Origin of the sequence: Synechococcus sp. CB0205 (assembly GCF_000179255.1) — a bacterium.
Taxonomy (GTDB): Bacteria; Cyanobacteriota; Cyanobacteriia; order PCC-6307; family Cyanobiaceae; genus Vulcanococcus.
Genome location: NZ_ADXM01000021.1, coordinates 37,307 through 62,661, shown reverse-complemented (window position 1 = coordinate 62,661; position 25,355 = coordinate 37,307). Strand labels below are relative to the sequence as shown.

At 64.0% G+C, this 25,355-nt stretch carries 18 protein-coding genes; 7 read left to right on the top strand and 11 right to left on the bottom strand.

Translation table 11 applies throughout. The features are described from left to right. The first annotated feature begins 16 nt into the window (after nucleotides 1–16). Nucleotides 17–472, top strand: coding sequence for a GNAT family N-acetyltransferase (locus CB0205_RS0103040; RefSeq protein ID WP_010314181.1), 456 nt, complete (start codon nucleotides 17–19; stop codon nucleotides 470–472). Here the strand turns inward: CB0205_RS0103040 and ribH are convergent. Together ribH and psbZ are read right to left on the bottom strand one after the other, a co-directional pair. Continuing rightward, nucleotides 469–951, bottom strand: coding sequence for a 6,7-dimethyl-8-ribityllumazine synthase (gene ribH / locus CB0205_RS0103035; protein WP_010314179.1), 483 nt, complete (start codon nucleotides 949–951; stop codon nucleotides 469–471). The genes CB0205_RS0103040 and ribH overlap by 4 nt on opposite strands. Before the next feature lie 42 nt (nucleotides 952–993). Continuing rightward, nucleotides 994–1,182, bottom strand: a complete 189-nt coding sequence (gene psbZ, locus CB0205_RS0103030) for a photosystem II reaction center protein PsbZ (RefSeq protein WP_010314175.1) — start codon at nucleotides 1,180–1,182, stop codon at nucleotides 994–996. Nucleotides 1,183–1,259: 77 nt separating this feature from the next. Between psbZ and mutS the strand changes: the two genes are divergently transcribed. Next, entirely contained in the window at nucleotides 1,260–4,016 is a 2,757-nt protein-coding gene (mutS, locus tag CB0205_RS0103025) for a DNA mismatch repair protein MutS (protein ID WP_010314173.1), read from the top strand. On the opposite strand, the gene CB0205_RS0103020 is transcribed toward mutS, so the two are convergent. Continuing rightward, nucleotides 3,998–4,633, bottom strand: a complete 636-nt coding sequence (locus CB0205_RS0103020; RefSeq protein WP_156797780.1) for a precorrin-8X methylmutase — start codon at nucleotides 4,631–4,633, stop codon at nucleotides 3,998–4,000. The genes mutS and CB0205_RS0103020 overlap by 19 nt on opposite strands. Nucleotides 4,634–4,682: 49 nt before the next feature. Between CB0205_RS0103020 and CB0205_RS0103015 the strand changes: the two genes are divergently transcribed. Genes CB0205_RS0103015 through CB0205_RS0103005 form a run of 3 tightly spaced genes read left to right on the top strand, consistent with a single transcriptional unit; the run spans nucleotide 4,683 to nucleotide 8,199 of the window. Then, nucleotides 4,683–5,378 (top strand): type II toxin-antitoxin system Phd/YefM family antitoxin, encoded by a 696-nt coding sequence (locus tag CB0205_RS0103015; protein WP_010314169.1) that lies wholly within the window; start codon nucleotides 4,683–4,685, stop codon nucleotides 5,376–5,378. Continuing rightward, a complete protein-coding gene (holA, locus tag CB0205_RS0103010; protein ID WP_010314167.1) occupies nucleotides 5,363–6,343 on the top strand; it encodes a DNA polymerase III subunit delta in 981 nt (326 codons plus the stop codon). The genes CB0205_RS0103015 and holA overlap by 16 nt, the downstream gene beginning before the upstream one ends. Before the next feature lie 32 nt (nucleotides 6,344–6,375). Further along, complete coding sequence (locus tag CB0205_RS0103005) at nucleotides 6,376–8,199, top strand: aspartate kinase (protein ID WP_010314165.1); 1,824 nt, start codon at nucleotides 6,376–6,378, stop codon at nucleotides 8,197–8,199. Here CB0205_RS0103005 and purF read toward each other — a convergent pair. The 7 genes from purF to CB0205_RS0102970 form a co-directional block, all read right to left on the bottom strand. Next, nucleotides 8,196–9,710 carry an amidophosphoribosyltransferase gene (purF, locus tag CB0205_RS0103000; protein ID WP_010314163.1) on the bottom strand — a complete coding sequence of 505 codons (1,515 nt, stop codon included), beginning with the start codon at nucleotides 9,708–9,710 and terminating at the stop codon, nucleotides 8,196–8,198. The two genes, CB0205_RS0103005 and purF, sit on opposite strands and share 4 nt — an antisense overlap. Nucleotides 9,711–9,721: 11 nt before the next feature. Further along, entirely contained in the window at nucleotides 9,722–12,061 is a 2,340-nt protein-coding gene (gene purL, locus CB0205_RS0102995; RefSeq protein WP_010314160.1) for a phosphoribosylformylglycinamidine synthase subunit PurL, read from the bottom strand. Between the two features lie 49 nt (nucleotides 12,062–12,110). After that, on the bottom strand, nucleotides 12,111–12,866 hold the full coding sequence (locus CB0205_RS0102990) for a hypothetical protein (RefSeq protein WP_010314158.1): 756 nt from the start codon (nucleotides 12,864–12,866) through the stop codon (nucleotides 12,111–12,113). Beyond that, a complete protein-coding gene (dnaN, locus tag CB0205_RS0102985) occupies nucleotides 12,863–13,993 on the bottom strand; it encodes a DNA polymerase III subunit beta (RefSeq protein WP_010314157.1) in 1,131 nt (376 codons plus the stop codon). The genes CB0205_RS0102990 and dnaN overlap by 4 nt, the downstream gene beginning before the upstream one ends. A gap of 418 nt (nucleotides 13,994–14,411) precedes the next feature. Beyond that, on the bottom strand, nucleotides 14,412–15,470 hold the full coding sequence (gene thrC / locus CB0205_RS0102980) for a threonine synthase (RefSeq protein WP_010314154.1): 1,059 nt from the start codon (nucleotides 15,468–15,470) through the stop codon (nucleotides 14,412–14,414). Between the two features lie 79 nt (nucleotides 15,471–15,549). Then, nucleotides 15,550–16,122 carry an alpha/beta hydrolase gene (locus CB0205_RS0102975; protein ID WP_010314152.1) on the bottom strand — a complete coding sequence of 191 codons (573 nt, stop codon included), beginning with the start codon at nucleotides 16,120–16,122 and terminating at the stop codon, nucleotides 15,550–15,552. A gap of 25 nt (nucleotides 16,123–16,147) precedes the next feature. Next, on the bottom strand, nucleotides 16,148–18,130 hold the full coding sequence (locus CB0205_RS0102970; RefSeq protein WP_010314150.1) for an AarF/ABC1/UbiB kinase family protein: 1,983 nt from the start codon (nucleotides 18,128–18,130) through the stop codon (nucleotides 16,148–16,150). A gap of 58 nt (nucleotides 18,131–18,188) precedes the next feature. Here CB0205_RS0102970 and recN point away from each other — a divergent pair, with 58 nt between their 5' ends. Continuing rightward, nucleotides 18,189–19,862 carry a DNA repair protein RecN gene (gene recN / locus CB0205_RS0102965; protein WP_010314148.1) on the top strand — a complete coding sequence of 558 codons (1,674 nt, stop codon included), beginning with the start codon at nucleotides 18,189–18,191 and terminating at the stop codon, nucleotides 19,860–19,862. A gap of 26 nt (nucleotides 19,863–19,888) precedes the next feature. Then, entirely contained in the window at nucleotides 19,889–22,843 is a 2,955-nt protein-coding gene (uvrA, locus tag CB0205_RS0102960; protein WP_010314146.1) for an excinuclease ABC subunit UvrA, read from the top strand. 1 nt (nucleotide 22,844) lies between these two features. Here the strand turns inward: uvrA and CB0205_RS0102955 are convergent, their stop codons facing one another. Beyond that, on the bottom strand, nucleotides 22,845–25,337 hold the full coding sequence (locus CB0205_RS0102955; RefSeq protein ID WP_010314144.1) for a DNA topoisomerase (ATP-hydrolyzing) subunit A: 2,493 nt from the start codon (nucleotides 25,335–25,337) through the stop codon (nucleotides 22,845–22,847). Between the last annotated feature and the right edge of the window lie 18 nt (nucleotides 25,338–25,355).

Here is a 25,355-nt window from a genome sequence, read left to right as displayed (position 1 = left end):
CTGGGAGGATATTGGCATGGAAGGGACCAGGCTGATCCTGCATGCCCCGGGTGCTCCAGGACTGCGCTGGCTCGGCATGGGACCAGGCTGGAGGCCCACCCGTGGCCTGTTCAAGCTGCATCGGCTGTTCAACCAATACGCCTTCTGGGCAGAGAACCGCTCCATCAATGATCTGCAGCGCATGCTCAAGGGCAGCGCAGCCGTCGCCAGCCTCTGGCAAGGTAAACGTCTCGTGGGCTTTGGGCGCGCCACAAGCGATGGGATCTATCGCGCCGTTCTGTGGGATGTTGTCATTCCTGAAGACCTGCAGGGCAAGGGTCTAGGCCGGCTGCTGGTGGAGGCCTTAGCCAATTCTCCCCAGCTCAAGGGAGTAGAGCGGGTCTATCTGATGACCACCAACAGCGCCGGCTTCTACAGGCAGCTGGGCTTTGAAGAGGTCGCGGGACAGCGACTGATGCGCCGGGATAACTAAGCCTGCGGCAGGCCTGCCATCAAGCTGCCCATCTCAATGGCTTGCAGGCCGTAGCTCCAGCCCAAATTGCTCTTGATGCCCGCCCGCTCCAAGGCCTGCTGCATCGTGTCGGTGGTGAGGACGCCAAAGATCACGGGCACACCGGAGTCACGGCTGACTGCCGCAACACCTTTGCTGACCTCTGAGACAACCACATCGAAGTGGGGGGTGTCGCCGCGGATCACAGCTCCCAGGGTGATCACCACTTGGTAGCGACCGGATTGGGCCAGGCGCTGCGCCACCAAAGGGATCTCAAAGCTGCCTGGAACCCAGGCCACATCCAGTTGGGCGCTGCTATCGGAGGTATCAATCCCGTGACGGGAGAGGCAATCGAGACAGCCGCTCAGCAACTTGGCCGTCACTAAATCGTTAAATCGGGCAACAACAACGGCAACCCGCAATCCAGACGCGCCGGAAAACTGGCCTTCAAAAACGGTCACGTCAGCTGAGCTCGCGATTTGCTCAGCCTAAGCAGACGGGTATCAAGCGACGAAGAAGCTCATGCCCCAGTTGACCAGCACCAGAGCAACCCACGCGATGCTGCCCAGAAGGATCAGGCGGTTGGAGCGGCCGCTGGTGTCATCGCTCGCGTACAGCACGGGAACCGCCACGATCAGAGCGAACGACATCACCACCAGGGCCAGCACTGAAAGGGTGTTGAGGATCGTCATGGAACTGGGGGTGGCGTCCTGTCAGTTGGCAAATCCTCCCACGCAGGTTGGAGGCCCCCGGGGTTCCTTCACAAGTTGTGGCGCGCCTACGATCTGGCCGCGTTGAAGACAGCCTGCCTGTGGCCGACCAAAACGAGTTGGCGCTGCAGGGCTCGCTGTTCGGACTCGAGCCAGATCCAGCCGCGATCCAACCCAAGGAAGCTGTCTCGGAGCTGGATCAGGAGGCCCTCGAGCGGGATGCCCAGTCCAGACCACGGGTTCGGCAAAGCACCGCTCTGGAACAAGACACCGTCACTGAGGACAGCCAGCAGGAGGAAAGCAGCAGCGACGACCTGCCGGCCTGGCACCACCACAGCCTGGTGGACCGCGAGCAGCTCACACCGATGCTGCGCCACTACGTCGAACTCAAGGCAGAGCATCCCGAACGGGTTCTGCTCTACCGGCTCGGGGACTTCTTCGAGTGCTTTTTCGAAGACGCCATTGCCCTCTCCCGCCTGCTGGAGCTAACCCTGACGGGAAAAGAGGGCGGCAAAGCAATCGGAAGGGTTCCGATGGCCGGCATTCCCCATCACGCCGCCGAGCGCTACTGCGCCGACCTCGTCGGGCGCGGCTTCAGCGTTGCTCTCTGCGACCAGGTGGAAGAGGCCGCTGAGCGCAGCAAAAACGGCGGAAAACCAGCGCTGCTCAAACGGGAAATCACGCGGGTGCTGACCCCAGGCACGGTGCTGGAGGAGGGAATGCTCACGGCCCGACGCAACAACTGGCTCTGCGCGGTGGTCTCTGAGCAACAGCGCTGGGGCCTGGCCATCGCAGACGTGAGCACGGGCGAATTCCGGGTGACCGAACGGGAGGGCAGCGACCACCTGCACCAGGAACTGCTGCAGGTGGACGCCGCTGAAGTGCTCTGGCCAGCACCTGAAGACGGAAGTGAACGCCCTGCTTGGTGCCCTGCATCCCTGCAGCTGACGCCCCTCAGCCGCACCCCCTTCGCCCTGAACGAGTCGAAAGCGATCGTTCTGGAGCGCTTTGCACTGGCCAGCGTCGATGGCTTGGGCTTAGGGGAACAACCCTTGGCCATGCGCGCTGCCGGTGGTCTGTTGCGCTACCTCAGCGATACCCAACCGGGCTGCGAGATCCCCCTCGAGCTGCCCACGACATGGACTGCCGGCGACCAGCTGGTGCTCGATGCAGCCACCCGGCGCAACCTCGAGCTGACCAAGACCCAATTGGGCGGTGGACTGCAGGGGTCCCTGCTCTGGGCCCTGGACCGGACGATGACGGCCATGGGAGGCCGTTGCCTGCGGCGCTGGATCGAGGCTCCCCTGGTGGATCTGGAACTGATCTGCTCCCGCCAAGAGGCCATTGGGGAACTGGTGAGCGGCAGCCAGGCCCGCAGCTTACGCTTGGGGGTGCGCCGGCTGCTCAGACCCATGGGGGATCTCGAGCGGCTCGCCGGACGGGCAGGAGCTGGAACGGCTTCGGCGCGTGATCTCGTGGCCCTGGCGGATGGTCTGGAGCGACTGCCAGCCCTGGCTGGCTTGCTGAGCGAGGTCACCAGTGCACCCCTTGTGGCCCTGGCGAGGCCGTGGAGCGAACTTGAGGCCCTGGCTGCTGAGCTGCGGCACCAGTTGTTGGACACCCCACCGTTAACCCTGACGGAAGGCGGTCTGATTCACGACGGTGTGGACCGCCAACTCGATGGCCTGCGCAACCAACTGGATGACCAGGACGCCTGGCTGGCCGAGCAGGAGCAGTCGGAGCGGCTGAAGAGCGGGATCAGCACCCTCAAGCTCCAGTACCACCGCACCTTTGGCTACTTCCTCTCCGTCAGTAAGTCCAAAGCCAAGGACGTGCCGGACCACTGGATTCGCCGGCAGACCCTGGCCAACGAGGAACGCTTTGTCACCCCCGAGCTGAAAAACCGCGAGGGACGGATCTTCCAGCTCAAAGCGCGGGCGGCCCAGCGGGAGTACGAGCTGTTCTGCCAGCTGCGTCAGCGCGTAGGCGAGCAGGCCGGGCCAATTCGCTTCGCCGCCCGGCTGGTGGCCGAACTAGATGCTCTGGCGTCGCTGGCGGAGGTGGCCGCCACCTCCAGGTATTGCAAACCGCAACTGGTCCCCGACAGCCGCTGCCTTGAGATCCAGGGGGGGCGCCACCCCGTGGTGGAGCAACTGCTGGTGGAAGAACCGTTCACGCCCAACGACGTCAGCCTTGGGGAGGGCTGCGACCTGGTGGTGCTCACCGGGCCCAACGCCAGCGGCAAGAGCTGCTACTTGCGCCAGACCGGACTGCTGCAGCTGATGGCTCAGATCGGCAGCTGGATCCCGGCTGACGCGGCGCGACTAGGCATTGCCGATCGCATTTTCACCCGAGTCGGGGCGGGCGATGACCTAGCGGCGGGCCAATCCACCTTCATGGTCGAGATGGCCGAGACGGCCAACATCCTTCACCACGCCAGCAGTCAATCGCTGGTGCTGCTGGATGAGATCGGCCGAGGAACCGCCACCTTTGATGGGCTCTCGATCGCCTGGGCCGTGGCCGAGTACCTCTCAGGCGATATCGGCGCCCGCAGCATCTTTGCCACGCACTATCACGAGCTCAACGAGCTGGCCGAGCAGCGCAGCAACGTCGAGAACGCTCAAGTGCTGGTGGAGGACACCGGTTCAACCCTGCGCTTCCTGCACCGGGTCGTCAGCGGTGGCGCCAACCGGAGCTACGGCATCGAGGCCGCTCGACTCGCCGGCGTGCCAGCCCCCGTGGTGCTTCGAGCCCGCCAGGTCTTGAGTCGCATTGAGGCCAACAGCCACGTCAGCGTTCAAGCCGACGCCGCCTGATCCAACCAAGCCCGGCGAAACAGGGCGTTCAGTGCGGCACCCACCAAGCCAGCACCACCGCGGCTGCCGTCGAGACGGATCTGAGCTAGGTCGCTGGCGGCGAGATGGCGCTTGCTCTCCGCCACGCCCACGAAGCCAACGGGCATGCCAATCACCAAGGCAGGCGCTGCCACCTGGGCGGTACGGACCTGCTCCAATAGCAGCTCCAAGGCCGTTGGTGCACTGCCAATCAAGACCACTGCGCCCGGATGGGCGCGCAAGGCCTCTTGCATCCCCACCGCCGCTCGGGTCCCGCCCTCGGGAGCCCGTTCAGGGGCCCAATCGAGCACGCTGCGCACGACGTTGCCAAAGGTCCGCCGTGCCATCGGAGCCACCGCCGCCGCGGCCATGGCGGTGTCCGTCAGGACCGGCGCCTGGGCACGGAGTGCCACGAGACCGAGTTCACAGGCCTGAGCTGAAAACGACACCCCCCGAACCAAGCTGAGGTCGCCACTGCTGTGAATCAAGCGCAGCACCACATCCCGTTCGGGAACCGATAAACCCTCCAGAGCGCCTTCGGGCAAGGCCGCTTCGATCAGACGCAGGCTCTCGCTGAAGATCGGATGGTCGAATCCCATGGGGATCAGCATGCCCGGCTGACAGACTCTGTACAGACTGTGCAGTGCGATGTCGGCAGAGCGTTTTGGCGTACAGGAAGCCCGTCAGCGCTTCCCAGAACTGCTGGTGCGCGCCTCGAAGGGTGAGCGGCTGGTGATCCAACGCCATCGCCAGGATCTGGCCGCCATCGTCCCCTTGCAGGACGCGACGGCGGGTGGCCCCAGCAGCCAAGAAGCGATGGAGAACCTGCTGAGCCTCAAGGGAAGCGCCAAGGAGCGCAGTCCTCAGCAGCGAACGCCTGGGGCAGCCGGTGCAAAAGCTCGCTTTCAAGCCAGACAACTCGGCCCCGGCAGCCGCATCGGGCTGGACGGCAGTGCCCTTGTGGCTTTTCTGAATGACGATCCGCAAACCAGCCGGGTGCTGCAGCCCGTCCTTCAGGGCATCGCCCAAGGCAGCTGGCAAGGGGTGATCAGCAGCATCAGCCTGATGCAGGTCATGGAGACTGCCCTCTGCCAAGGAGATGAAGCCCTGGCCTTGCGTTACAGCACCGCCTTTGCAAACCCCAGACAGTGGCTGCAGGTGCCGCTCGATGGCGGTCTCGCCCTGGCCGCCAGCCGTCTCAAGCAACAGGAACCGCAACTGGAGCTCCACCACGCGATCGAACTGGCCACAGCAATTCAGAACGAGGTGGCTGTGTTGGTCACAGCCGATGGGGATCTGGCGCAAACTGCACTGCACCCTGTGCTGCCATGCCGATCCATCTGATCTGGGGCGACGACGAAGCCGCGCGCAGCAGAGCCGTCGAAGCACTGGTCAAGAACCAGGTCGATCCCTCCTGGCAGAGCATCAACCTCAGCCGTCTAGACGGCAACGACACCAATCAGGCCGCTCAAGCCCTGGAGGAAGCGCGAACGGCCCCCTTCGGCGGCGGCGATCGGGTGATCGTGTTGCAGCGCAGCCCCTTCTGCAATCAGTGCCCGGCTGATCTGGCGGAGCAGCTGGAGGCCAGCCTCAATCTGGTGGCGGAGAAGTGCCATCTGGTGTTGGTGAACGCCGCCAAACCGGATGGGCGGCTCAAGACCACCAAGGCCCTGCAAAAACTGGTCAAAAGTGGCGAAGCCCAGGAACGCAGCTTCCAACTGCCAGCGATCTGGGATGGATCAGGGCAAGTGGAACTGGTGCAACGCACAGCCCAGGAGCTGGGCCTGAAACTGCAGCCCGACGCCGCCCAAGCGCTGAGCGATGCCATCGGCAGCGACAGCGCCAGGCTGGCGAGCGAACTGGAAAAACTCTCCCTTTACGCCGGAGCAGGCCAGGCCATCACATCCCAAGCCGTGGACGCCCTGATCGGCAGCCAGGCCACCAATGCCCTGCAGGTGGGTGATGCCCTGCTGGCGGGACAACCTGCAGCAGCCGTAGCGCTGGTGGATGTGCTGCTGGCCGCCAATGAGCCCGCCCTACGGATCGTGGCCACCCTCTGCGGGCAAATCCGCGGTTGGCTTTGGGTGAGCCTGCTGGATCAGCAGGGCGAGAACGATGTCAATGCCATCGCTAAAGCCGCCGGTATTGGCAATCCCAAGCGGATCTACGTGATGCGCAAACAGATCCGTGGCCGCAAACCCGAACGCTTCCTCGCTCTACTCAGTCAGCTCCTGCAGGTGGAGGCCAGCCTCAAACGCGGCGCCGACCCCGCTGATGCCTTCCGCGACGGGTTCCTACTGACGCCATAGGACAATCATCGATCACGCACTTGCGCCCACCCATGGCCCTGCTGGTCCAGAAATTCGGCGGCACCTCCGTGGCCGATGTGGAGCGCATCCAGGCCGTGGCCAAGCGCATTGCCGCCAGCAAAGAGGACGGCAACGATCTAGTGATCGTGGTCTCGGCCATGGGGCACACCACCGATGAACTCACCGGGCTCGCCCAGGCCATCAGCAGCAACCCGCCCCAGCGGGAGATGGACATGCTGCTGGCCACCGGGGAGCAGGTCTCGATCGCGCTGCTCTCGATGGCCCTACATGCCGAAGGCATCCCGGCGGTCTCGATGACTGGACCCCAGGTGGGAATCCTGACTGAATCCGCCCACGGCCGCGCCCGGATCCTGGAGATCAAAACCGAGCGGGTGCGCCGGCTGCTGGATGACGGAAACGTCGTTGTGGTCGCCGGATTCCAGGGCACCAGCAACAGCCTCTCAGGGGTTCCCGAGATCACCACACTGGGGCGGGGCGGCTCAGACACCTCCGCTGTGGCCCTGGCCGCGGCGATCGGAGCCGATGCCTGCGAGATCTACACCGACGTCCCCGGCGTCCTGACCACCGATCCCCGCAAGGTGGCCGATGCCCAGTTAATGGAGACGGTGACCTGCGACGAGATGCTCGAGCTAGCGAGCCTGGGAGCCGCTGTCTTGCATCCGCGCGCCGTCGAGATCGCCAGGAACTACGGCGTGCCCTTGGTGGTGCGCTCCAGTTGGAGCGATGCACCGGGCACGTTGCTCACCAGCGACAGCACCAGCCATCGCGGTAGCGGTGAGGGCCTGGAGCTGGGCAAGCCCGTCGATGGCGCGGAGCTGGAGACGGATCAGGCCGTGCTCGCCCTCTCCCATGTCCCCGATCGCCCAGGAGTCGCGGCTCAACTGTTTGAAGCGCTCTCTAATGCGGGCTTGAGCGTGGATCTGATCGTGCAGTCCACCCACGAGGGCAGCAGCAACGACATCGCCTTCACCGTGGCTGAGGCGCAACTGGAGGAGGCCAAGGCGGTCTGCCAAAACGTCTTGGACGCCATGGATGCCGCCGCGGCCGGCGCCACCCTGAGCACCCAGGCCGGGATGGCGAAGCTCAGCATCGCTGGCGCCGGAATCATGGGCCGTCCGGGGGTCGCAGCACGCCTGTTCGACACCCTGGCCAAAGGGGGCATCAACCTGCGCCTGATCGCCACCAGCGAAGTGAAGGTGAGCTGCCTGGTCGCGGGTCATCAGGGCAACAAGGCCCTGCAGGCGGCAGCCCACTGCTTTGAACTGAACGAGCGGCAGCTGCATCTCAACCCAGCCCCCTCTGGAGCGGGTCAACCGGAGGTGCGGGGTGTGGCCCTTGATCGGGACCAGGCCCAAGTCGCCGTGCGGCGCATTCCCGATAAGCCGGGAACGGCCGCGGCGGTTTGCCGTGCTCTTGCGGACGCAGGGGTGAGCCTGGACGCCATCGTGCAGTCGGAGCGCACCCATGGCTCAGGCGAACAACTCAGCCGTGACATGGGCTTCTGCCTCAAGCGCGAGGACCTGGGCCGGGCGCGAACTGCCCTGCAACCGCTGCTGAATCAGTGGCCCGGCGCCAGCTTTGAAGAAGGAATGGCAATCGCTCGGATCAGTGCCGTCGGTGCGGGCATGCCCTGCACCGCTGGGACGGCCGGTCGCATGTTCCGCGCCCTCGCTGACGCACAGATCAACATTGAGATGATCGCCACCAGCGAGATCCGCACCAGCTGTGTGGTTCCCGAAGGGGAGGGCATCAAAGCCCTTCAGGTGATCCACGACGCCTTCGGCCTCGGGGGCGAGGTGAAGCACCAGGCCCAGGGAACCGAGGCACCGGTTTAAACCGTTGCTGCGATGCCGGCAGGCTCAAGCATCAGCTTGCTGCCGCTGACGGAGGAGTCCATCTCAATCGGATAGGCCCCGTCAAAGCAGGCGGTGCAGAAGTTCTCGGCATTGGCGTGGGCTGCCTCAACCATGCTCTCTTTGCTCAGGTAGGCCAGGGAATCGACCCCCAGGTGCGCGGAGATCTCCTCAAGGGTCAGTCGGGCCGCGATCAGCTGGTCCTGGGTGTCGGTGTCGATCCCGTAGAAGCAGGGGTGGGTCACCGGCGGTGAGCTGATGCGCATGTGCACCTCGGTCGCACCGGCATCGCGGATCGCCGCCACCAACTTGCGGCTCGTGGTGCCGCGCACAATCGAGTCATCGATCACCACCACGCGCTTGCCAGCCAGGACATCCGGTAGGGGGTTGAGCTTCACGCGAATGCCGGCTTCGCGCATGGCCTGGGTGGGCTGAATGAAGGTGCGGCCGACGTAGCGGTTTTTGATCAGGCCGTCACCGAAGGGGATGCCGCTGTACTGGGAATAGCCAATCGCGGCGGGGATCCCGGAGTCAGGAACACCGATGACGATGTCCGCTTCGATCGGGGTTTCGCGGGCTAACACCTCGCCGATGCGAACCCGGTAGCTGTAGAGGGATTCGCCGAAGAAACGGCTGTCGGGCCTGGCGAAATAAATCATCTCGAAGACGCAGAGCTTGGAGGGCTCCTCCACCCAGCGACTGCGGACCGGCTCGGACTGCCCCAAGCGGAAATGGACGATTTCGCCGGGCTCGATGTCCCCATCGAAGCTGGAACCAATAATGTCCAGGCCGCAGGTCTCGCTGCTCACCACCCAGCGGGCCTCGCTGATCTCACCCATGTGGCCAAACACCAGGGGACGGATGCCATGGCCGTCGCGCAGGGCAAACAGGCCTTCGGGGGTGCCGATCACCAGGCTGAAGGCGCCTCGGCAGCGTCCGGCTGCTGCACGGATGGCGCTGTCCCAATCACTGCCAGCGTTCACGGCCTGCTGAATCGCAAAGGCGATCAGCTCTGAATCGGTCGTGGAGGTGAATTCCGCTTCAGGGAGATCACTGGCTAGGGCCGTCCGCAGTTCGCCGGCGTTCACCAGGTTGCCGTTGTGGGCAAAGGCCATCGGGCCCAGCCGAGTGTTGAGCAACACGGGCTGGGCGTTGCAGGCCTTGCTCGAACCCGTCGTGGAATAGCGGTTGTGGCCGATGGCGAGCTGGCCGGGGAGGCGCTCGAGGACTTCGGGGGTGAACACCTTGCTCACCAGGCCCATGTCCTTGTGCAGGCGCACCTTGAGGTCGTCAAAGACGGCGATGCCCGCCGATTCCTGACCGCGGTGCTGAAGCGCGTAGAGACCGAAGTAGGTGAGGTTGGCCACCGGCTGGTCACTGGCCAACACCGCAAACACGCCGCAGGCCTCTTCCGGCTTGTCCGGACGATCGAAGCTGGGTGTGGCGTCTGTCACAGCAAGTCCCAGCTTCAGATTTCCTTCAACATTGTGCATCAGGGTTCTCCTCAGGCTGTCGGAGGCAGGTCGACGCCCATGCGCCGCGGAATCGCCTGCTCAAAGCGCTCACGTATCTGGGCAATGGGCGTGGTGAGCAGGTTCGAGCCCGCCTGGGTGATCGAGAGCTCACTGTCGTCCTCCACCACACCGAGGCACTGCGCCGGAATGCCGCTGGCATCCACAGCCTCCTGCCAAGCCACCGTTTGAGCCGGGGAGACGCTGACCAAGATGCGGGCGCCGCCTTCGGCAAACAGCAGGCGATCGAGGCGAGCGGCGCTGGAGGGAAGTTCCAGGTGGGCACCCAAGCCAGAGGCCATGCAGCACTCCGCAGCGGCCACAGCCAACCCACCATCGCTGAGGTCATGGGCGGACTTCACCAGACCCTGGGTGATGGCCTGGCGCAGGAACGCCTGAACCGAGCGCTCCAACTCCAGGTCGATCTCCGGCGGGCGCCCCGTCACGGCTCCATGGATTCGCTCGAGGTAGCTCGTGCCAGCCAGGCCCAAGCGGCCATCGGCTGGAGTCTCCCCCGCTTCCAAAGGCACACCGAGCATCCAGATCACATCACCGGCGTCCTGCCAGGCCTGGCCACGGACCTGGCTGAGGTCATGAACCAAGCCGACCATGCCCACCACCGGGGTCGGATGGATCGGCAACATCGAGCCATCGGGCATCCGCGTCTCGTTGTAGAGGGAGACGTTGCCGCCGGTCACTGGGGTATCAAGGGCCGAGCAGGCGGTGGAGAGACCGCGGCAGGCCATGGCCAACTGCCAATAGCCCGTTGCAGTCTCTGGGGAGGGGAAGTTGAGGTTGTCAGTGACCGCCAGGGGCTCAGCGCCCACGCAGCTCAGGTTGCGGGCGGCTTCGGCCACGGCCGCCATGCCGCCACGCTCTGGATCGAGGGCCACCCAACGGTTGGGGCAATCCACCACCGCCGCCACGCCACGGGTCGCGGCCTGGGTTTCAGCCTGGGGGCGCAGCCGCACCACCGCCGCATCGGCGCCGCCCGGGGGAACGACCGTGTTGGCCTGCACCTGGTGGTCGTACTGGCGATAGACCCAGCGCTTGGAGGCGATCGTGGGATCGTCCAGCAGGGTCAGCAGGGTCTCGCTCCAGCTGACTCCATTGATCCCCGAGGGGGATGCAGACGGGAGCCGGTCCTCAGACCAGCGCCAGTGCTCCTGAATGGGCGAAGGAGGCTCACTCAGCAGTTCATGGCGGTTGATCGGGGTGTCATCCGCCAGGGCGCTGGCGGGCACCTCAGCGGCGACTTCGCCGTTCTGAAGCACCCGAACGATGTTGTCCTCAAGGACGCGGCCCACCACGGCAGCCTGCAGGCCCCAACGGGTGAAGCGCTCCATCAGCGCCGCTTCCCGCCCGGGCTTCACCACGAACAGCATCCGCTCCTGGGACTCGCTCAGCAGGAACTCGTAGGGGGTCATCCCGGCCTCTCTGGCGGGCACGCGATCGAGATCCAGCTCAATGCCCAGACCGCCCTTGGCGGCCATCTCTGAGCAACTGCAGGTCAAACCTGCGGCTCCCATGTCCTGCGCCGCGACAACATCACCGCTCTGGAAGGCATCGAGGCAGGCCTCAATCAGGCCTTTCTCCAAAAAGGGATCGCCGACCTGCACGGCCGGACGATCGTCCAGGGAGGCTTCCGTGAGTTCCGCCGACGCAAAGCTGGCGCCGCCCATGCCATCCCGGCCAGTTGTGCTGCCGACGTAGACCACCGGGAAGCCGACGCCCTCGGCCCCGGAGCAGACGATCGTCTCGGTCTCCATCAAGCCCAGGGCCATGGCGTTGACCAGGGGGTTGCCGGAATAGCTGGCGTCAAAGGCCACCTCACCGCCCACCGTGGGCACACCGACGCAATTGCCGTAGTGGGCAATGCCCGCCACCACACCCTCCATCAGGCCGACGTTGCGCTCGTCCTCCAGCGGGCCAAAGCGGAGGGCATTCAGCAGGGCAATCGGGCGGGCACCCATGGTGAAGATGTCCCGCAGGATGCCGCCCACGCCCGTTGCGGCGCCTTGAAACGGCTCCACCGCTGAGGGGTGGTTGTGGCTCTCGATCTTGAAGGCCAGGCGTTGGCCTTCTCCTAGGTCAACGACGCCCGCGTTCTCACCGGGTCCCACCAGGATCCGCGGGCCGGTCGTGGGGAAGCCCTGCAGCAGGGGTCTGGAATTGCGATAACAACAGTGCTCAGACCACATCACACCGAACATGCCGAGCTCAGCTCGGTTGGGGGCTCGGCCGAGGCGGCGGCAAATCTCGTCGTAGTCGGCTTGGCTGAGGTTCTCCTTTTTCAGCGCGTCAGCAACGGAGTAGTCAGGGGCTGCGACCACGGACCAGGGAGCGAGATCATTCCAGTCTCGCTGAGCGACTCACCCCCTCTCAAACCCAGGGATCGTCCTGGTGGCGGCGGGGCTGTGGCTCGTCGGTTTCAGTCCAGTCATCCCAGGCCTCCTGGGATCGCGCTGGGCGGTCCAGGTCTGGTTCCCGCTCATCCCAGGGGGGTTCCTCCAACCACCCCTCGAGCCGCTCTTCGAAACGATCGCCGGCGTTCTGGACTTGATCGCGCCAGCGGGAGGTTTCCTCCTGCATCTGCTCGCGCCAACGCCTGGAGCGACGCAGGAACTCCTGACGAACACTGGCTTTCGCCAGGGGAAGGTCATCCAGACCCGACAGGGACGTGAAAACCGTTCCGGGTTGTTGATCGTTGATGCGCGCGGGGGCCAAGCGCCACCGACTGGTTCCGGGCAGTCTCGGATCACTGCGGGACACCAGGTAGTGGAGGATCTGACCACTGCTGAGATCGACTGCCGCATCTGCGATCTGCCCCAGGGGTTCGCCATCTTGGCCGAGGAGAGTCGCCTCGATCAAGGTGGGCAAGCGATCCATGGTGGCGATTTCGGTCGCAGCCGCATCCCCACGGACAAAGAGCTCCAGTTCCGCCAGACCGCACAACTGATTCAGACGCCAGACCTCACGGCGATCACCCAAGGCGGATGGCTTGGAGAACCAGCCAAGGAGCCGATGCACCGGAGGGTGCATCCAAGCGGCGACACCAACCCCATGGTCGAGGCCTTGATCGCAGCGAACGCGGCGGCGCAGCAATTCGCTGAGCAGCAGCTGTTCGGGGAGGCTCACTGGCGGATCTGAACCGGCATCACCAAGTAGGTGAAGCTGGAGTCGTCTTGGGGAGCCAGCACCACCGGAGTGGTCGGGGCATTGCACTGCAGCTGGACCTGCTCGCAGCCCATGGCCTTGAGGCCTTCCAGGACGTAGCGGACGTTGAAGGCGATCTGGATGGCGTCGCCGCTGACCTGGGCTCCGATGGCCTCTGAGCCACTGCCCACGTCTTGCGCATCGGCACTGATGGACAGCTGACCGGCTGCGGGGTCGCTCGTGAGTTTGACGACGTTGTTGTGTTGATCGGCCAAGACCGCCACACGCTCCAGGGCTCTCAGGAGACCCTTGCGATCGACCTGAAGCTGGCGACCGAAGCTTTCGGGGATCAGCTGCCGGTAGTTGGGGTAGGTGCCATCGAGGCTGCGGCTGGTCAGGACCTGGTCAGCCCATTGGAAGACCACCTGACCGCGATCACAGAAGAGGCTCACAGCATCGCTGCCGCCGCGGCTGGAGAGCAACCGCTCCAACTCCCGCAGGGAGCGGGCGGGGACCGTCACATCCAGCTCCGCTTCACTGCTGGAGGCGTTCTGCAGACGCAGGACGGCCAGACGGTGGCCATCAGTGGCGGCGCATTCCAAACCGTTCTGATCCAGGCCCAGGTGAACACCGGTCAGCAGCTGCTTGGCCTCATCACCACTGCTGGCGAAGAGGGTTGCGCGCAAACCCTTGATCAGGACCTCGGGATCCAACTTGATCGGAGTTCCCGCTTGAGCCAGAGGGAGCTCAGGAAAATCATCGGCGGGCATCCCCCGCATCTGATAACTGCCCGAGAGGCTGGTCAACTCGACCTGCTCACTGCCCTCTTCGCAGCTGAGGGTGATCGGGCTGTCGGCCGGCATCCGCGACACGATCTCACCAAAAAGTCGGGCGGGAAGGGTGATGGCACCGCTGGTGGCGACTGAGGCGCTCAGGCTGGTCTGGATGCCCAGGCTCAGATCAAATCCGGTCAAGCTGAGGCGCCCCGTTCCGGCATCTGCGGTCAGCAGCACATTCGCAAGGACCGGATGGGTGGGACGTGCGGCAACAGCCCTGCTCACCAGTTGAAGACTGGAATTCAGTTCGGCCTGGGAGCAGACCAGCTTCATGGCAGGACTGAAGGGCCCTCCACGCTTCCACAACCCAAGCGGAAGCGCAACGGGTCGAGCGATCGGGTTCCCCGGCAATCCCCAGACGACCGATTAAGGATTAAAGGATCAAGAAGAAAGAAAACCAAATCCGTAGTCGTAGGTCTTGGGGAAACCCTGGGAAATTACCAACTCCTATTGACTGCAAAGGGTTTCGCTTCCCGCAGGCCTGTGGAACCAGGATTTGGAATGCGAGCCATCGAAGCCCTTTCCCCTTTTTCCAGGGATTGCGGAAAAGGAGGTGAGCCTCAGCGGTTTCCGGTTCTCGCTGTTTCCAGTCTTCTTTCCACAGGTTGTGGGCAGTCGCTTTTTGGATTGGTTGGCTTTCTTGGACGCAAAAAAAGCCCGGCTTGTGGCCGGGCAAAGCGGTCTCGGGGGCTCAGAAGCCCATCACTTGCGCCACCTTGGCGGTGTCGGCATCGAGTCCGGTATGGAACTTGGAGTCGTTGTGCTCGATTGCGGTTGTCGGGTCCTTCAGGCCGTTGCCTGTGAGGACACAGACCACCGTGGCGCCTGCAGGGACTTCGTCGCGCCGTTTGATCAGACCCGCGACGGAGGCTGCGCTGGCGGGTTCGCAGAAGACGCCTTCGCCACTGCCGAGCAGTTTGTAGGCCTCGATGATTTCGGCGTCTGTGACGGCCATGAAGTCGCCGTTGCTCTCAGCCCGGGCCTTCAGCGCGTTCTCTTTGTTCACCGGGTTGCCGATTCGGATCGCAGTCGCGATGGTGTCGGGCTGCTCGACGGTGTGCCCCAGGACCAGGGGGGCTGAGCCGGCCGCCTGGAAGCCCATCATTCGGGGCAGTTTGCGGCTGTGGCCGGCGGCCTTGTACTCGTTGAAGCCCATCCAGTAAGCGCTGATGTTGCCGGCGTTGCCGACGGGGATGCAGAGCCAATCCGGGGCCTCGCCGAGGGCATCCACCACCTCGAAGGCCGCGGTTTTCTGGCCCTGCAGTCGGTAGGGATTCAGGGAGTTCACCAGCGTGACGGGGTATTGGTCCGCCACCTCACGAACGATCGCCAGGGCCCGGTCAAAGTTGCCCTTCACCGCCAGCACTTCCGCGCCGTAGAGCAGGGCTTGGGCCAGCTTGCCCTGGGCCACATAGCCATCGGGGATCAAGACGAAGGCCCGCATGCCACCGCGCTTGGCATAGGCCGCTGCCGCCGCCGAGGTGTTGCCTGTACTGGCACAGATCACCGCCTCGGAACCCGCTTCCTTGGCCTTGGAGATGGCCATGGTCATACCCCGGTCCTTGAAGGATCCGGTGGGGTTCAGGCCGTCGTATTTGAGGTAGACCTTGACCCCCTTGCCGATCCGTTGAGCAATGGAGGGGGCAGGGATCAACGGGGTGGCCCCTTCCCGCAGGGTGATCACCGGGGTCTTGTCGCTGACGGGCAACCAGCGGCGGTAGCCCTCGATCAGGCCCGGCCAGTCCTGCATTGTTGCTGTCTTCAATCCCAGTCGCCGGCGGATGGAAGTCAGCAGGGGCACGGTCGACTGGGACGTTCTAGACCCGAATCTACGGGGCAGCCTTGTTGTCGCCCCTCAAACCGTCTAACGGCGAATCGGAGAAGAAGGAGATCAACTGGCTAATGGATTTTGCCTTCTCCAGCACGCTCATGAGCGCTGGGATGCTCACCTCCAACTCATCGACTGGGTAGGCCTGCATGAAGTTGACCGCATTGAGCTTGTCGTCCCCAGCGACCAGTGCATTGATGACACCGGCTCGCAGGGCGGGGATGCCTGCACCCGGGGCCTTGAGCGGATAGATGATCTTGGCCACCCGGGCCAGGATCGCTTCGCCCAGACGGGTGTTCAACAAGCGGCTGGTGAGCACCAAGGGGATCGCGAGCTCCGCCTTCAGCAGCTTGGAGACCTCCTTGGGCTCCATCTTCGTGAACTTCAGGAGATCCGAGAGCAGACCCCTGGCCTGATCGGTCTCGGCCAAGTATTCGAAGTCCGCAACCGGGATCGAACGCCGGAAGGCGCCGGTGACGAACACCACGTTCTCTGCCGCTAGTGCTGGCGTCCCACCGAGTAACCCCAGGCCAAGCGCTGCAGCGAGGAGGCGCTGGCGTTTGCAGGTCGGCATGGGGCCTCGAAACAGTGCGGTGACCCTAGGCCGGACTCACCAGGACGTCGCGCACGAGCCTGACCATGCTGCGTTCCGCCAGTCCTTTGGCCATCTCTGTCCCCATGCGCCGCAGTTCGGTTTCCTGCAGCAGCCTTGGGACCCGTTTCAGCAGCAATTGCGGATCGAATCCAGGCAGTTGGTTGAGGATGGCGACGAGGCGTTGGATGGGCTCCAAGGAGAGCAATTCCACGTCGCTGGCGGTGATCGCCACGCGATCCCGCAGACCAGGTGGCCTCAGGGCTCGAGGCAAGCGTTGGCTCAGGCGGACCGCGGTTTGCCAACCCAGGGCATCGAGTTGGTCGACGGCGGCTTCAACGAGTTGGTTGCGCAGCAGCCCCGCCTTGGGGGAGAAGAGGAAGTCGAGGACTTGATCGAGCAGTCCCTCCAGATCCAACTGGCTGCCGCTGGCGGCACTGCTGATCAGGTTGTCCAGCCGCTGCCAACGGAAGATGTCGCCGTCGAACAGCATTTCCTTGAGGCTGTTGCGCAGTTGCGGGTCCGGGTCCTCCATCAGCCGGCGGGCGAAGTAGGGGTAGGCCGCACCCAGGATTTTGAAATCAGGATCGACGCTCAAGGCGATGCCCTCGAGCGTCACCAGGGAGCGAATGATGAGTGCGTAGTAAGGGGGGACGCGGAAGGGGAAGCGGTACATCACACCGCTGAGGTCGTCCGTGACCGCCTTGAAGTCCATCCGGCTGACGCCCATTTCCAGGGCTTGGCCAAAGACCTGCTCAAAGGCCGGAACGATCGGCTCGAGATTCACGTCCTCCGCCAGGAAGCCCAGGCTGACGAAGTCATTGCTCAGCTTTCCGAAATTGCGGTTCACCAGGTGGACCACCGCTTGGATCAAGCCGGTGCGGCTTTCACGGCTGACCTCGCTCATCATTCCGAAGTCGAGATAGGCCAGGCGACCATCGGCCAGCGCCAGCAGGTTCCCGGGATGGGGATCGGCGTGGAAGAACCCGTGCTCCAGCAGTTGCTGCAGGGAGCAGTTCACCCCCACGGTGACCATGTCGTCCGGGTCGATCCCCAGTTCGCGCACGGCCTCAAGGTTGGTGAGTTTCACCCCGTCGATCCACTCCATCGTCAGCACACGCCTGGCCGTGGCATCGCGGAAGATCCGGGGTACGGCGATGCGGGGGTTGTGGGCGTGGAGCTCTGCGAACGTTTCGGCGTTGGTCGCTTCGTTGCAGTAGTCCATTTCCTCGAACACCCGCTTGCCCAGCTCGTCGATCAGGGCCACCAGATCGGAGCGGATTAGGCCGATATTCCGGTTGAGCCAGGCAGCGATGTTGCGCACGATGTAAAGATCGAGCGTGATCTGTTCGCGCAGGCCCGGCCGTTGCACCTTCACGGCCACCTTCTCGCCACTGAGCAGCACACCCCGGTGGACTTGGCCGAGGGAGGCCGCTGAGATCGGCTCCCGTTCCAGCTCGGCATAGATCGCTGAAATCGGAGCACCGAGGTCTTCTTCGATGCAGGCCATCGCCAGGCCGGAATCGAAGCCGGGCAGTTGGTCCTGGAGTCCGGCCAGCTCCTCCAGTAGGAGTGGCGGAATGATGTCGGGGCGGGTGGAGAGGGCCTGACCGGCCTTGATGAAGGCGGGACCGAGGGAGGCCACCAGATCGGCGGCTTCTTTGGCCCGCGCCCGGGCGTACTCGGGATCCTTGAGCCTGCGGGTCAGCCAGTCGAAGCCGACACCGAAGAGATAGAGGCCGATCGGAACGAGCGTTTGCCACAGCCGGCGGATCAAACGCTGGGGGGCGCCGGCGTAGATCCGACTGATCGCGGCTGGGTCGTATTCGAGTAGGCCAGCGGCCTCAATGAAGTCGGAGAGCTCCTCGCGCTGGGGCTCCACCGTTTTGGTCGGTTCAGCAGGGGTGTTCGGTTCGGCGTCGTCACCGAACACGCTGCGTTGCATGGCAGCCGCCGCTGCTTCGGCAGGGGTGAGGCCGGTCTCTGACATGACCCCCTTCTAAACGAAAGAGACAGCCGCTACGGTCGGGCCCAACACCAGGCTGCTCGTGCTTACCGGTCTGCGCCTCGAGAACATTGCTCTGATCGAGGAGCTGCAGCTGGAGTTTGGAGAGGGCTTCACGGTGCTCACCGGTGAGACCGGAGCCGGTAAGTCCATTCTTTTGGATGCCCTGGATGCCCTACTGGGTGGACAGGGGCAGCGGCTGTTGCGGCAGGGCAGCAGCAAAGGGGTGATTGAAGCCAGTTTTTCCCTCAGTCCCCCTCTGCTGGAGTGGTTGAACGAGCAGGAGTTGGAGTGCGATGAGGAGGAGTTGCTGCTGAGCCGTGAATGGCGCCAGAAGGACCATCGCCTCAGCAGTCGCCATCGACTCAATGGCGTTGCAGTCAACCGTCAGCAGATTCAATCCCTGCGCCCCCTTCTGTTGGACCTGACGGTTCAGGGTCAGACCCAACAGTTGGCTCGGCCTGGTCAACAGCGCCGTTGGTTGGACCGTTTTGGTGGCGCTGAACTCCAGCAGCATGCGGCTCCCGTTCAGGAGAGCTATCGCTCCTGGCGCCAAGCCTCGGCGGCCCTGGAGCAGGCCAAGGCCGATTGGTTGACGCTGCAGGCCGATTTGGAGCGTCAGCAACAGCTCTTGGATGACCTGGAGGCGGCGCAGCTGGAGGACCCTTCAGAGCGCAGCCAACTGGAGAACGAAGAGAACCGTCTCGCCCATGGGGTGCGTTTACAGGAAGGGGTGATGACCCTGATGGGACGGCTGGTGGATGGCGCTGAGGAGGCGCCATCGGTGTTGGACCACCTGGCGGCCTGTGAGGCCGAGTTGGCTCAGATGCAGCAACTCGATGGCAGCTTGTCGGCGGTAAGCGCTCGTTTTGGCGATGGCTTAGCGGAGCTCCAGGACTTCATCCGTGAACTCGATCGCTACGGCTCGAGCCTGGAGAGTGATCCAGACAGCCTGGGTCAACTGCAGGAGCGGATGGCCTTGCTGAAGGCGCTCGAAAGGCGCCATGGCAAGGATCTTGCCGAGCTGATCGTTTGCCGTGATCAGCTGCGCGAGCAGCTTGTCCCCGGCGGCGCTCAAGCCAGCCTTGAGGCTTTAGAGCAGGACGAACTCCAGGCCCGCCAGCGCCGTGATCGCTGCAATGCCCAACTGACTCAGGCTCGCCGCGTTGCCGCTGAGGCCTTGGAACAAGAGCTGATGCAGGCCCTGCGGCCGATGGGTTTGGCCAACGTTCGCTTTCAAGTGGGTATCGAACCCGCGGCCCCCGCGGAAGAAGGGGCGGACGCGGTCCAGTTCCTGTTCTCCGCCAACCCCGGGCAGCCGTTGGCTCCCCTGTCTGAGGTGGCCTCAGGGGGTGAGATGTCGCGCTTTCTCTTGGCGTTGAAGACCTGCCTGGCCGCGGCTGATCAGCACGTCACCTTGCTGTTCGATGAGATCGATACCGGTGTCAGCGGCCGAGTCAGTGGTGCCATGGCGGAGCTACTGCAGCGCCTGGCCCAACAGCGCCAGGTCTTCTGCGTCACCCACCAGCCCTTAGTCGCCGCTGCTGCGGACCATCACTTCCAGGTGGCGAAGGAGGTGCGGGATGGGATGACCCACACGCGAGTGTCCCAACTGCGGGACACTCAGGCCCGGCAGTCGGAACTGGCGGAATTGGCCGGTGGTGATTTCGGCGAGACCAGGAGCTACGCGGCCAGCCTGCTCAAACGTGCTGCCTAGACTCCATCCCTCTTAGAGCCGCCTGGATGCCCCGCGCCCTCGCCAAAAGCGTGAACGAGAAGGCTGCGCTTCAGGCCCTCAACGGCGGCTCCTTGGAGGATGTGATCCGGGTGCGGGGTGCCCGTCAGCACAACCTCAAAAACGTCGACGTCACGATCCCTCGTAACCAGCTGGTGGTCTTCACCGGGGTGAGCGGCAGCGGTAAGAGCTCCCTGGCCTTCGACACGATCTTTGCTGAGGGACAACGCCGCTACGTCGAAAGCCTGTCGGCCTACGCCCGTCAGTTCCTCGGCCAGGTCGACAAGCCTGATGTGGACGCGATCGAGGGCCTCTCTCCGGCGATCTCGATTGACCAGAAATCCACCAGCCACAACCCCCGTTCCACGGTGGGAACGGTCACGGAGATTCAGGACTATCTGCGTCTGCTGTTCGGTCGTGCAGGGGAACCCCACTGCCCTGAGTGCGATCGCTCGATTCGGCCCCAGTCGATCGACGAGATGGTTGACCAGATCCTCACCCTGCCGGAGGGCACCCGTTATCAGCTTCTGGCGCCCGTCGTCCGCGGCAAAAAGGGCACCCACGTCAAGTTGTTGTCCGGTTTGGTGGCCGAGGGCTTTGCTCGGGTGCGCATCAACGGTGAGGTGCGCGAACTCGCCGACAACATCGAGCTCGACAAGAACCACTCCCACAACATTGAAGTGGTCGTGGATCGCCTGGTGGCCCGCGAGGGCATTCAGGAGCGCCTGACCGATTCCCTCCGCACCGCCCTCAAGCGCGGCGATGGTTTGGCCTTGGTGGAGGTGGTGCCGAAGTCCGGTGAAGAGCTTCCGCCCGAGGTGGAGAAGGAGCGCCTCTATTCCGAGAACTTCGCCTGTCCGGTTCACGGGGCGGTGATGGAGGAGCTCTCGCCGCGGCTGTTCTCCTTCAACAGTCCCTATGGCGCCTGCGCGGATTGCCACGGCATTGGACACCTGCGCCAATTCACCAAAGAGCGGGTGATTCCGGATCCTTCGCTGCCGGTGTATGCGGCGGTGGCTCCTTGGGCAGAGAAGGACAACTCCTATTACTTCTCTCTGCTCTATTCGGTGGGAGAGGCCTTTGGCTTTGAGATCAAGACCCCCTGGAATGAGCTGACGGAGGACCAGCACGACGTGCTGCTCAATGGTTCAAGGGAGCCGATTCCCATCCAGGCCGACAGCCGCTACAAGAAAAACCAGACCTATCTGCGGCCGTTCGAGGGAATCCTGCCGATCCTCGAGCGCCAGTTGCGTGACGCCAGCGGTGAGTCCATTCGCCAGAAGCTGGAGAAGTATCTGGAGTTGGTGCCTTGCTCCACCTGCCACGGCCTGCGACTCAAGCCCGAGGCCCTGGCCGTTCGGGTTGGTCCCTACCGCATCCATGAGCTGACCAACAGCAGCGTTGGCGAGAGCCTGCGCCGCATTGAGGAGCTGATGGGCGTTGAGGGCCCGGCTTTGCTCAACGCCCGTCAAATCCAAATTGGTGACCTGGTGCTGCGGGAGATCCGCATGCGCCTGAAGTTCCTGTTGGATGTGGGCCTGGACTACCTGAGCCTGGATCGTCCGGCGATGACCCTCTCCGGTGGTGAGGCCCAGCGCATCCGGTTGGCCACCCAGATCGGAGCAGGTCTGACGGGCGTGCTTTACGTACTCGATGAGCCGAGCATCGGTTTGCACCAGCGCGACAACGACCGGCTGCTCAACACCCTGGTGAAGCTCAGGGATTTGGGCAACACCTTGATCGTGGTGGAGCACGACGAGGACACGATTCGCGCCGCTGACTACATCGTCGACATCGGTCCCGGCGCTGGGGTCCATGGCGGCAAGATCGTTGCCGAGGGCGACTTCCAAACGCTGCTCGCTGCTGAGGAGTCGTTGACCGGTGCCTATCTGAGTGGTCGGCGGGCTATTCCGACCCCCGCGGAGCGCCGCGCCAATGGTTCTCGCAAGCTCACGCTGGTGGGTTGTGCGCGCAACAACCTCAGCGGTTTTGATGTGGAGTTCCCCTTGGGTCGCCTGGTCTGCGTGACCGGGGTGAGCGGCAGCGGCAAGAGCACCATGGTCAATGAGCTCCTACACCCCGCGCTGGAGCACAAGCTTGGGATGAAAGTGCCCTTCCCGGCTGGGGTGGAGGACCTCAAGGGCATCAAGGCCATCGACAAGGTGATCGTGATCGACCAATCACCGATCGGCCGCACGCCTCGCTCCAACCCAGCGACCTACACCGGAGCCTTTGATCCGATTCGTCAGGTCTTTGCCGCGACGGTCGAGGCCAAGGCTCGCGGCTACGCCGTCGGTCAGTTCAGCTTCAACGTCAAGGGCGGTCGCTGCGAAGCCTGCAGCGGCCAGGGCGTAAACGTCATTGAGATGAACTTCTTGCCTGACGTCTACGTCCAGTGCGACGTCTGCAAGGGTGCTCGCTACAACCGCGAGACGTTGCAGGTCAAATACAAGGGCCACACCATCGCCGATGTGCTGCAGATGACGGTGGAGCAGGCCTGCGAGGTGTTCTCGGCGATTCCTCAGGCGGCCGATCGGCTACGCACCCTGGTGGATGTGGGCTTGGGTTACGTCAAACTCGGCCAACCCGCACCGACCCTCTCCGGTGGTGAGGCCCAGCGGGTGAAGTTGGCCACCGAACTCTCGAAACGGGCCACCGGCAAGACCCTCTATCTGATCGATGAGCCGACGACGGGTCTGAGCTTCTATGACGTCCACAAGTTGATGGACGTGATGCAGCGTCTTGTCGACAAGGGGAATTCGATCTTGGTGATCGAGCACAACCTGGATGTCATTCGATGCTCCGACTGGATCATCGATCTCGGCCCCGAGGGTGGTGACAAGGGAGGCGAGATTGTGGTGACGGGGACCCCAGAAGAGGTCGCGGAGCATCTGAGCTCCCACACCGGGCGCTACCTCAAGCAGGTGTTGGAGCAGCACCCGCCCGAGCCGGTTGCGGCGTAGTTCAGCTCAGCAGGGGGACCAACTCCGCCAGCGCTTCCTTGCTGCCGAGCCCCAGTTGTTGCGTTCCATCAGGGCTTCCAGTGAGTTCCGCCGAGTCGATCCTCACGCTGCGGCCGTCGCTGAGCAGAGCCCCGAGGACAGCAGCGTTGCTGCTTTGCAGGTCCACGACTTGATCATCCCGTTGACCAAACCGAATGCAGATCTGACCGATGTCTCCTCGATGGCATTGGCGGATGTCAGAGGCATCCAATTGCTTGATGGAGCCTTGCCTCGTTGCAACCCAAACAGCCCCATCAGTATTGACTGCCGCAGCGCCGATCACCTCTTCCCCAGGCAGCAAGCGCAACAGCACAGGACCTTGGGCATTACGGCCCATCACGGGTAGGTTTTCCTCATTGACCTCCAGGCGCAGCAAGCGACCGGTGCTGCTGCCCACCATCAGATCGTCCCCGTCCTGGCAAAGCACGACGCGCTTGAGGCTGACCCCTTCCTTGAGCTTGAGGATTGACGTGGCTCGACCGGAAAGGTCCTGGAACTCAGCGAGGGGAAGACGCTTGAACCGGCCATCACTGCTGAGCAGGCCCACGCTTTTTCCTTCCGCTTCTTGCGGCAGCGGCAGTAGTTGCACTACCCGCTCCCCGCTCATCCCCTCGGGCAGGAATTTCTCGAGGGTGCCTGGGTTCTGCCCGGCAAACTCCCAGCGCAGCAAGGCCACACGACCTGCATCGGTGAAGGCCAATAGCGCGGGCCTGCTGCTGATCGGCAGGATCAGTCGTGCGGGTGAGGGGTTGTCCCCTAGGGGCGCTGGCTCATCGAGGTGAAGTCGTCCCAGCAATTGCGGCCCAATCACCTTGACCTGCCCATCGGCCTGGATCACCAGGCGGCCATCGCTGGGCAGCCCTTCAAAGGCACGCTGGCGCAGTAGTTCCGTGTTGGGCCGTTGGGCCGCGGTGCGCTGGGCCACCAGCTCATCACCACCTTCCACCAGCCGCGTCCGGCGGGGGGTGGCAAAGCGCTTTTTCAGGGCCTTGAACTCCGCCACCATCGTGTCGAGCAGCGCCGGACGTTCATCCAGCAGGTGCCGCAGGCGGGCCCGCTCCTGGCGCAGGTCGTCCGCCTCCTTGCGCAGGCTCTCCTGCTCGAGGCCGGTCAGCCGGCGCAGGGGCATGGCCAACACCGCATCGGCCTGGCGCTCATTGATGTCGAGGTGGACCTGCAGGCGGGCCTTGGCGCTGGAGGCATCGGGTGCGGCGGTGATCATCTCGATCACCCGTTGCAGGGCATTGAGGGCGGTGATCAAACCCTCGACGACTTCCAGTCGATCTTCCGCACGCTTGAGGGCGTGCTTGGTCCGCCGAATGATCGTCAGCTCGCGGTAGTCCAGGAACTCCTGCAGGAGCTGGCGCAGGCTCAACTGGATCGGCTTGCCGTGGACGAGGGCCAGCAGGATCGCGCCGTAGTTGCTCTGCAGCGCCGTGCGCCGCTGCAGATCGGCCAACACCTTCTCCGGGTTGGCGTCCCGGCGCAGCTCCACCACGACCCGCATGCCGTCCCGGTCGGACTCGTCGCGAATGTCGGCGATTCCATTGATCTTGCCGTCGTTGACCTGCTCGGCCAGCTTCTCGATCCAGCCCGCTTTGCTGAGTTGATAGGGCAACTCGGTGATCACCACGGCTCCGCGCTTGTGGCGTCCTTTGCCCGGCTGAATCTCCTCGATGTGGGCGACCCCCCGCATGGGGATGCTGCCGCGGCCGTAGAGATAGGTGTCGCGTAGGCCGCTGCCGGTCAGGACTTCGCCGCCGGTCGGGAAGTCGGGGCCCGGCACCAGCTCCAGCAGCTTCTCGTCGCTCAGCTCCGGCTTGCGCACTAGAGCAATCAAGGCATCCACCACCTCTCCCAGGTTGTGGGGAGGGATGTTGGTCGCCATGCCCACGGCGATGCCGGTGCAGCCGTTCAGCAGTAGGAAGGGCAGCTGGGCCGGGAGCACGGTTGGCTCCTGCTGGGAGCCATCAAAGTTGTTGGCGAAATCGACTGTGTCGCTGCCGATCTCATCGAGCATCGCCTCATTGGCGATGGGCGCCAGCCGCGTCTCGGTGTAACGCATGGCGGCCGGTGGATCGTCGTCCACCGAGCCAAAGTTGCCGTGGCCATCCAGCAGCGGATTCCGGCTGGCGAAGGTCTGCACCAGCCGGACCAGGGCGTCATAGACCGCTTGGTCGCCGTGGGGGTGGTACTTGCCCAGTACGTCGCCGACGACACGGGCGCATTTCCGGTAAGGGCGATCGGGGGTCAACCCGAGCTCATGCATCGCAAACAGGATGCGCCGCTGCACGGGCTTCAGACCATCGCGGGCATCGGGCAAGGCCCGTCCCACGATCACGCTCATGGCGTATTCCAGATAGGAGCGCTGCATCTCCTGATGCAGCTCAATCGGCTGGATACGACGCTCGTCGGATGGGTCGGGCAGCGGCTTTTCGGGACGCGCCTTGGCCATCCGAGGTCAGAAAGTGCG

What these genes read in the sequence shown, in the direction of transcription:
- holA (WP_010314167.1), top strand. Translation starts at nt 5,363, where the DNA reads ATGCCGATCCATCTGATCTGGGGCGACGACGAAGCCGCGCGCAGCAGA.
- purF (WP_010314163.1), bottom strand. Translation starts at nt 9,710, where the DNA reads ATGCACAATGTTGAAGGAAATCTGAAGCTGGGACTTGCTGTGACAGAC.
- CB0205_RS0103005 (WP_010314165.1), top strand. Translation starts at nt 6,376, where the DNA reads ATGGCCCTGCTGGTCCAGAAATTCGGCGGCACCTCCGTGGCCGATGTG.
- uvrA (WP_010314146.1), top strand. Translation starts at nt 19,889, where the DNA reads ATGCCCCGCGCCCTCGCCAAAAGCGTGAACGAGAAGGCTGCGCTTCAG.
- dnaN (WP_010314157.1), bottom strand. Translation starts at nt 13,993, where the DNA reads ATGAAGCTGGTCTGCTCCCAGGCCGAACTGAATTCCAGTCTTCAACTG.
- CB0205_RS0103020 (WP_156797780.1), bottom strand. Translation starts at nt 4,633, where the DNA reads ATGGGATTCGACCATCCGATCTTCAGCGAGAGCCTGCGTCTGATCGAA.
- thrC (WP_010314154.1), bottom strand. Translation starts at nt 15,470, where the DNA reads ATGCAGGACTGGCCGGGCCTGATCGAGGGCTACCGCCGCTGGTTGCCC.
- psbZ (WP_010314175.1), bottom strand. Translation starts at nt 1,182, where the DNA reads ATGACGATCCTCAACACCCTTTCAGTGCTGGCCCTGGTGGTGATGTCG.
- CB0205_RS0103040 (WP_010314181.1), top strand. Translation starts at nt 17, where the DNA reads ATGGAAGGGACCAGGCTGATCCTGCATGCCCCGGGTGCTCCAGGACTG.
- CB0205_RS0103015 (WP_010314169.1), top strand. Translation starts at nt 4,683, where the DNA reads ATGTCGGCAGAGCGTTTTGGCGTACAGGAAGCCCGTCAGCGCTTCCCA.
- CB0205_RS0102955 (WP_010314144.1), bottom strand. Translation starts at nt 25,337, where the DNA reads ATGGCCAAGGCGCGTCCCGAAAAGCCGCTGCCCGACCCATCCGACGAG.
- CB0205_RS0102975 (WP_010314152.1), bottom strand. Translation starts at nt 16,122, where the DNA reads ATGCCGACCTGCAAACGCCAGCGCCTCCTCGCTGCAGCGCTTGGCCTG.
- CB0205_RS0102970 (WP_010314150.1), bottom strand. Translation starts at nt 18,130, where the DNA reads ATGTCAGAGACCGGCCTCACCCCTGCCGAAGCAGCGGCGGCTGCCATG.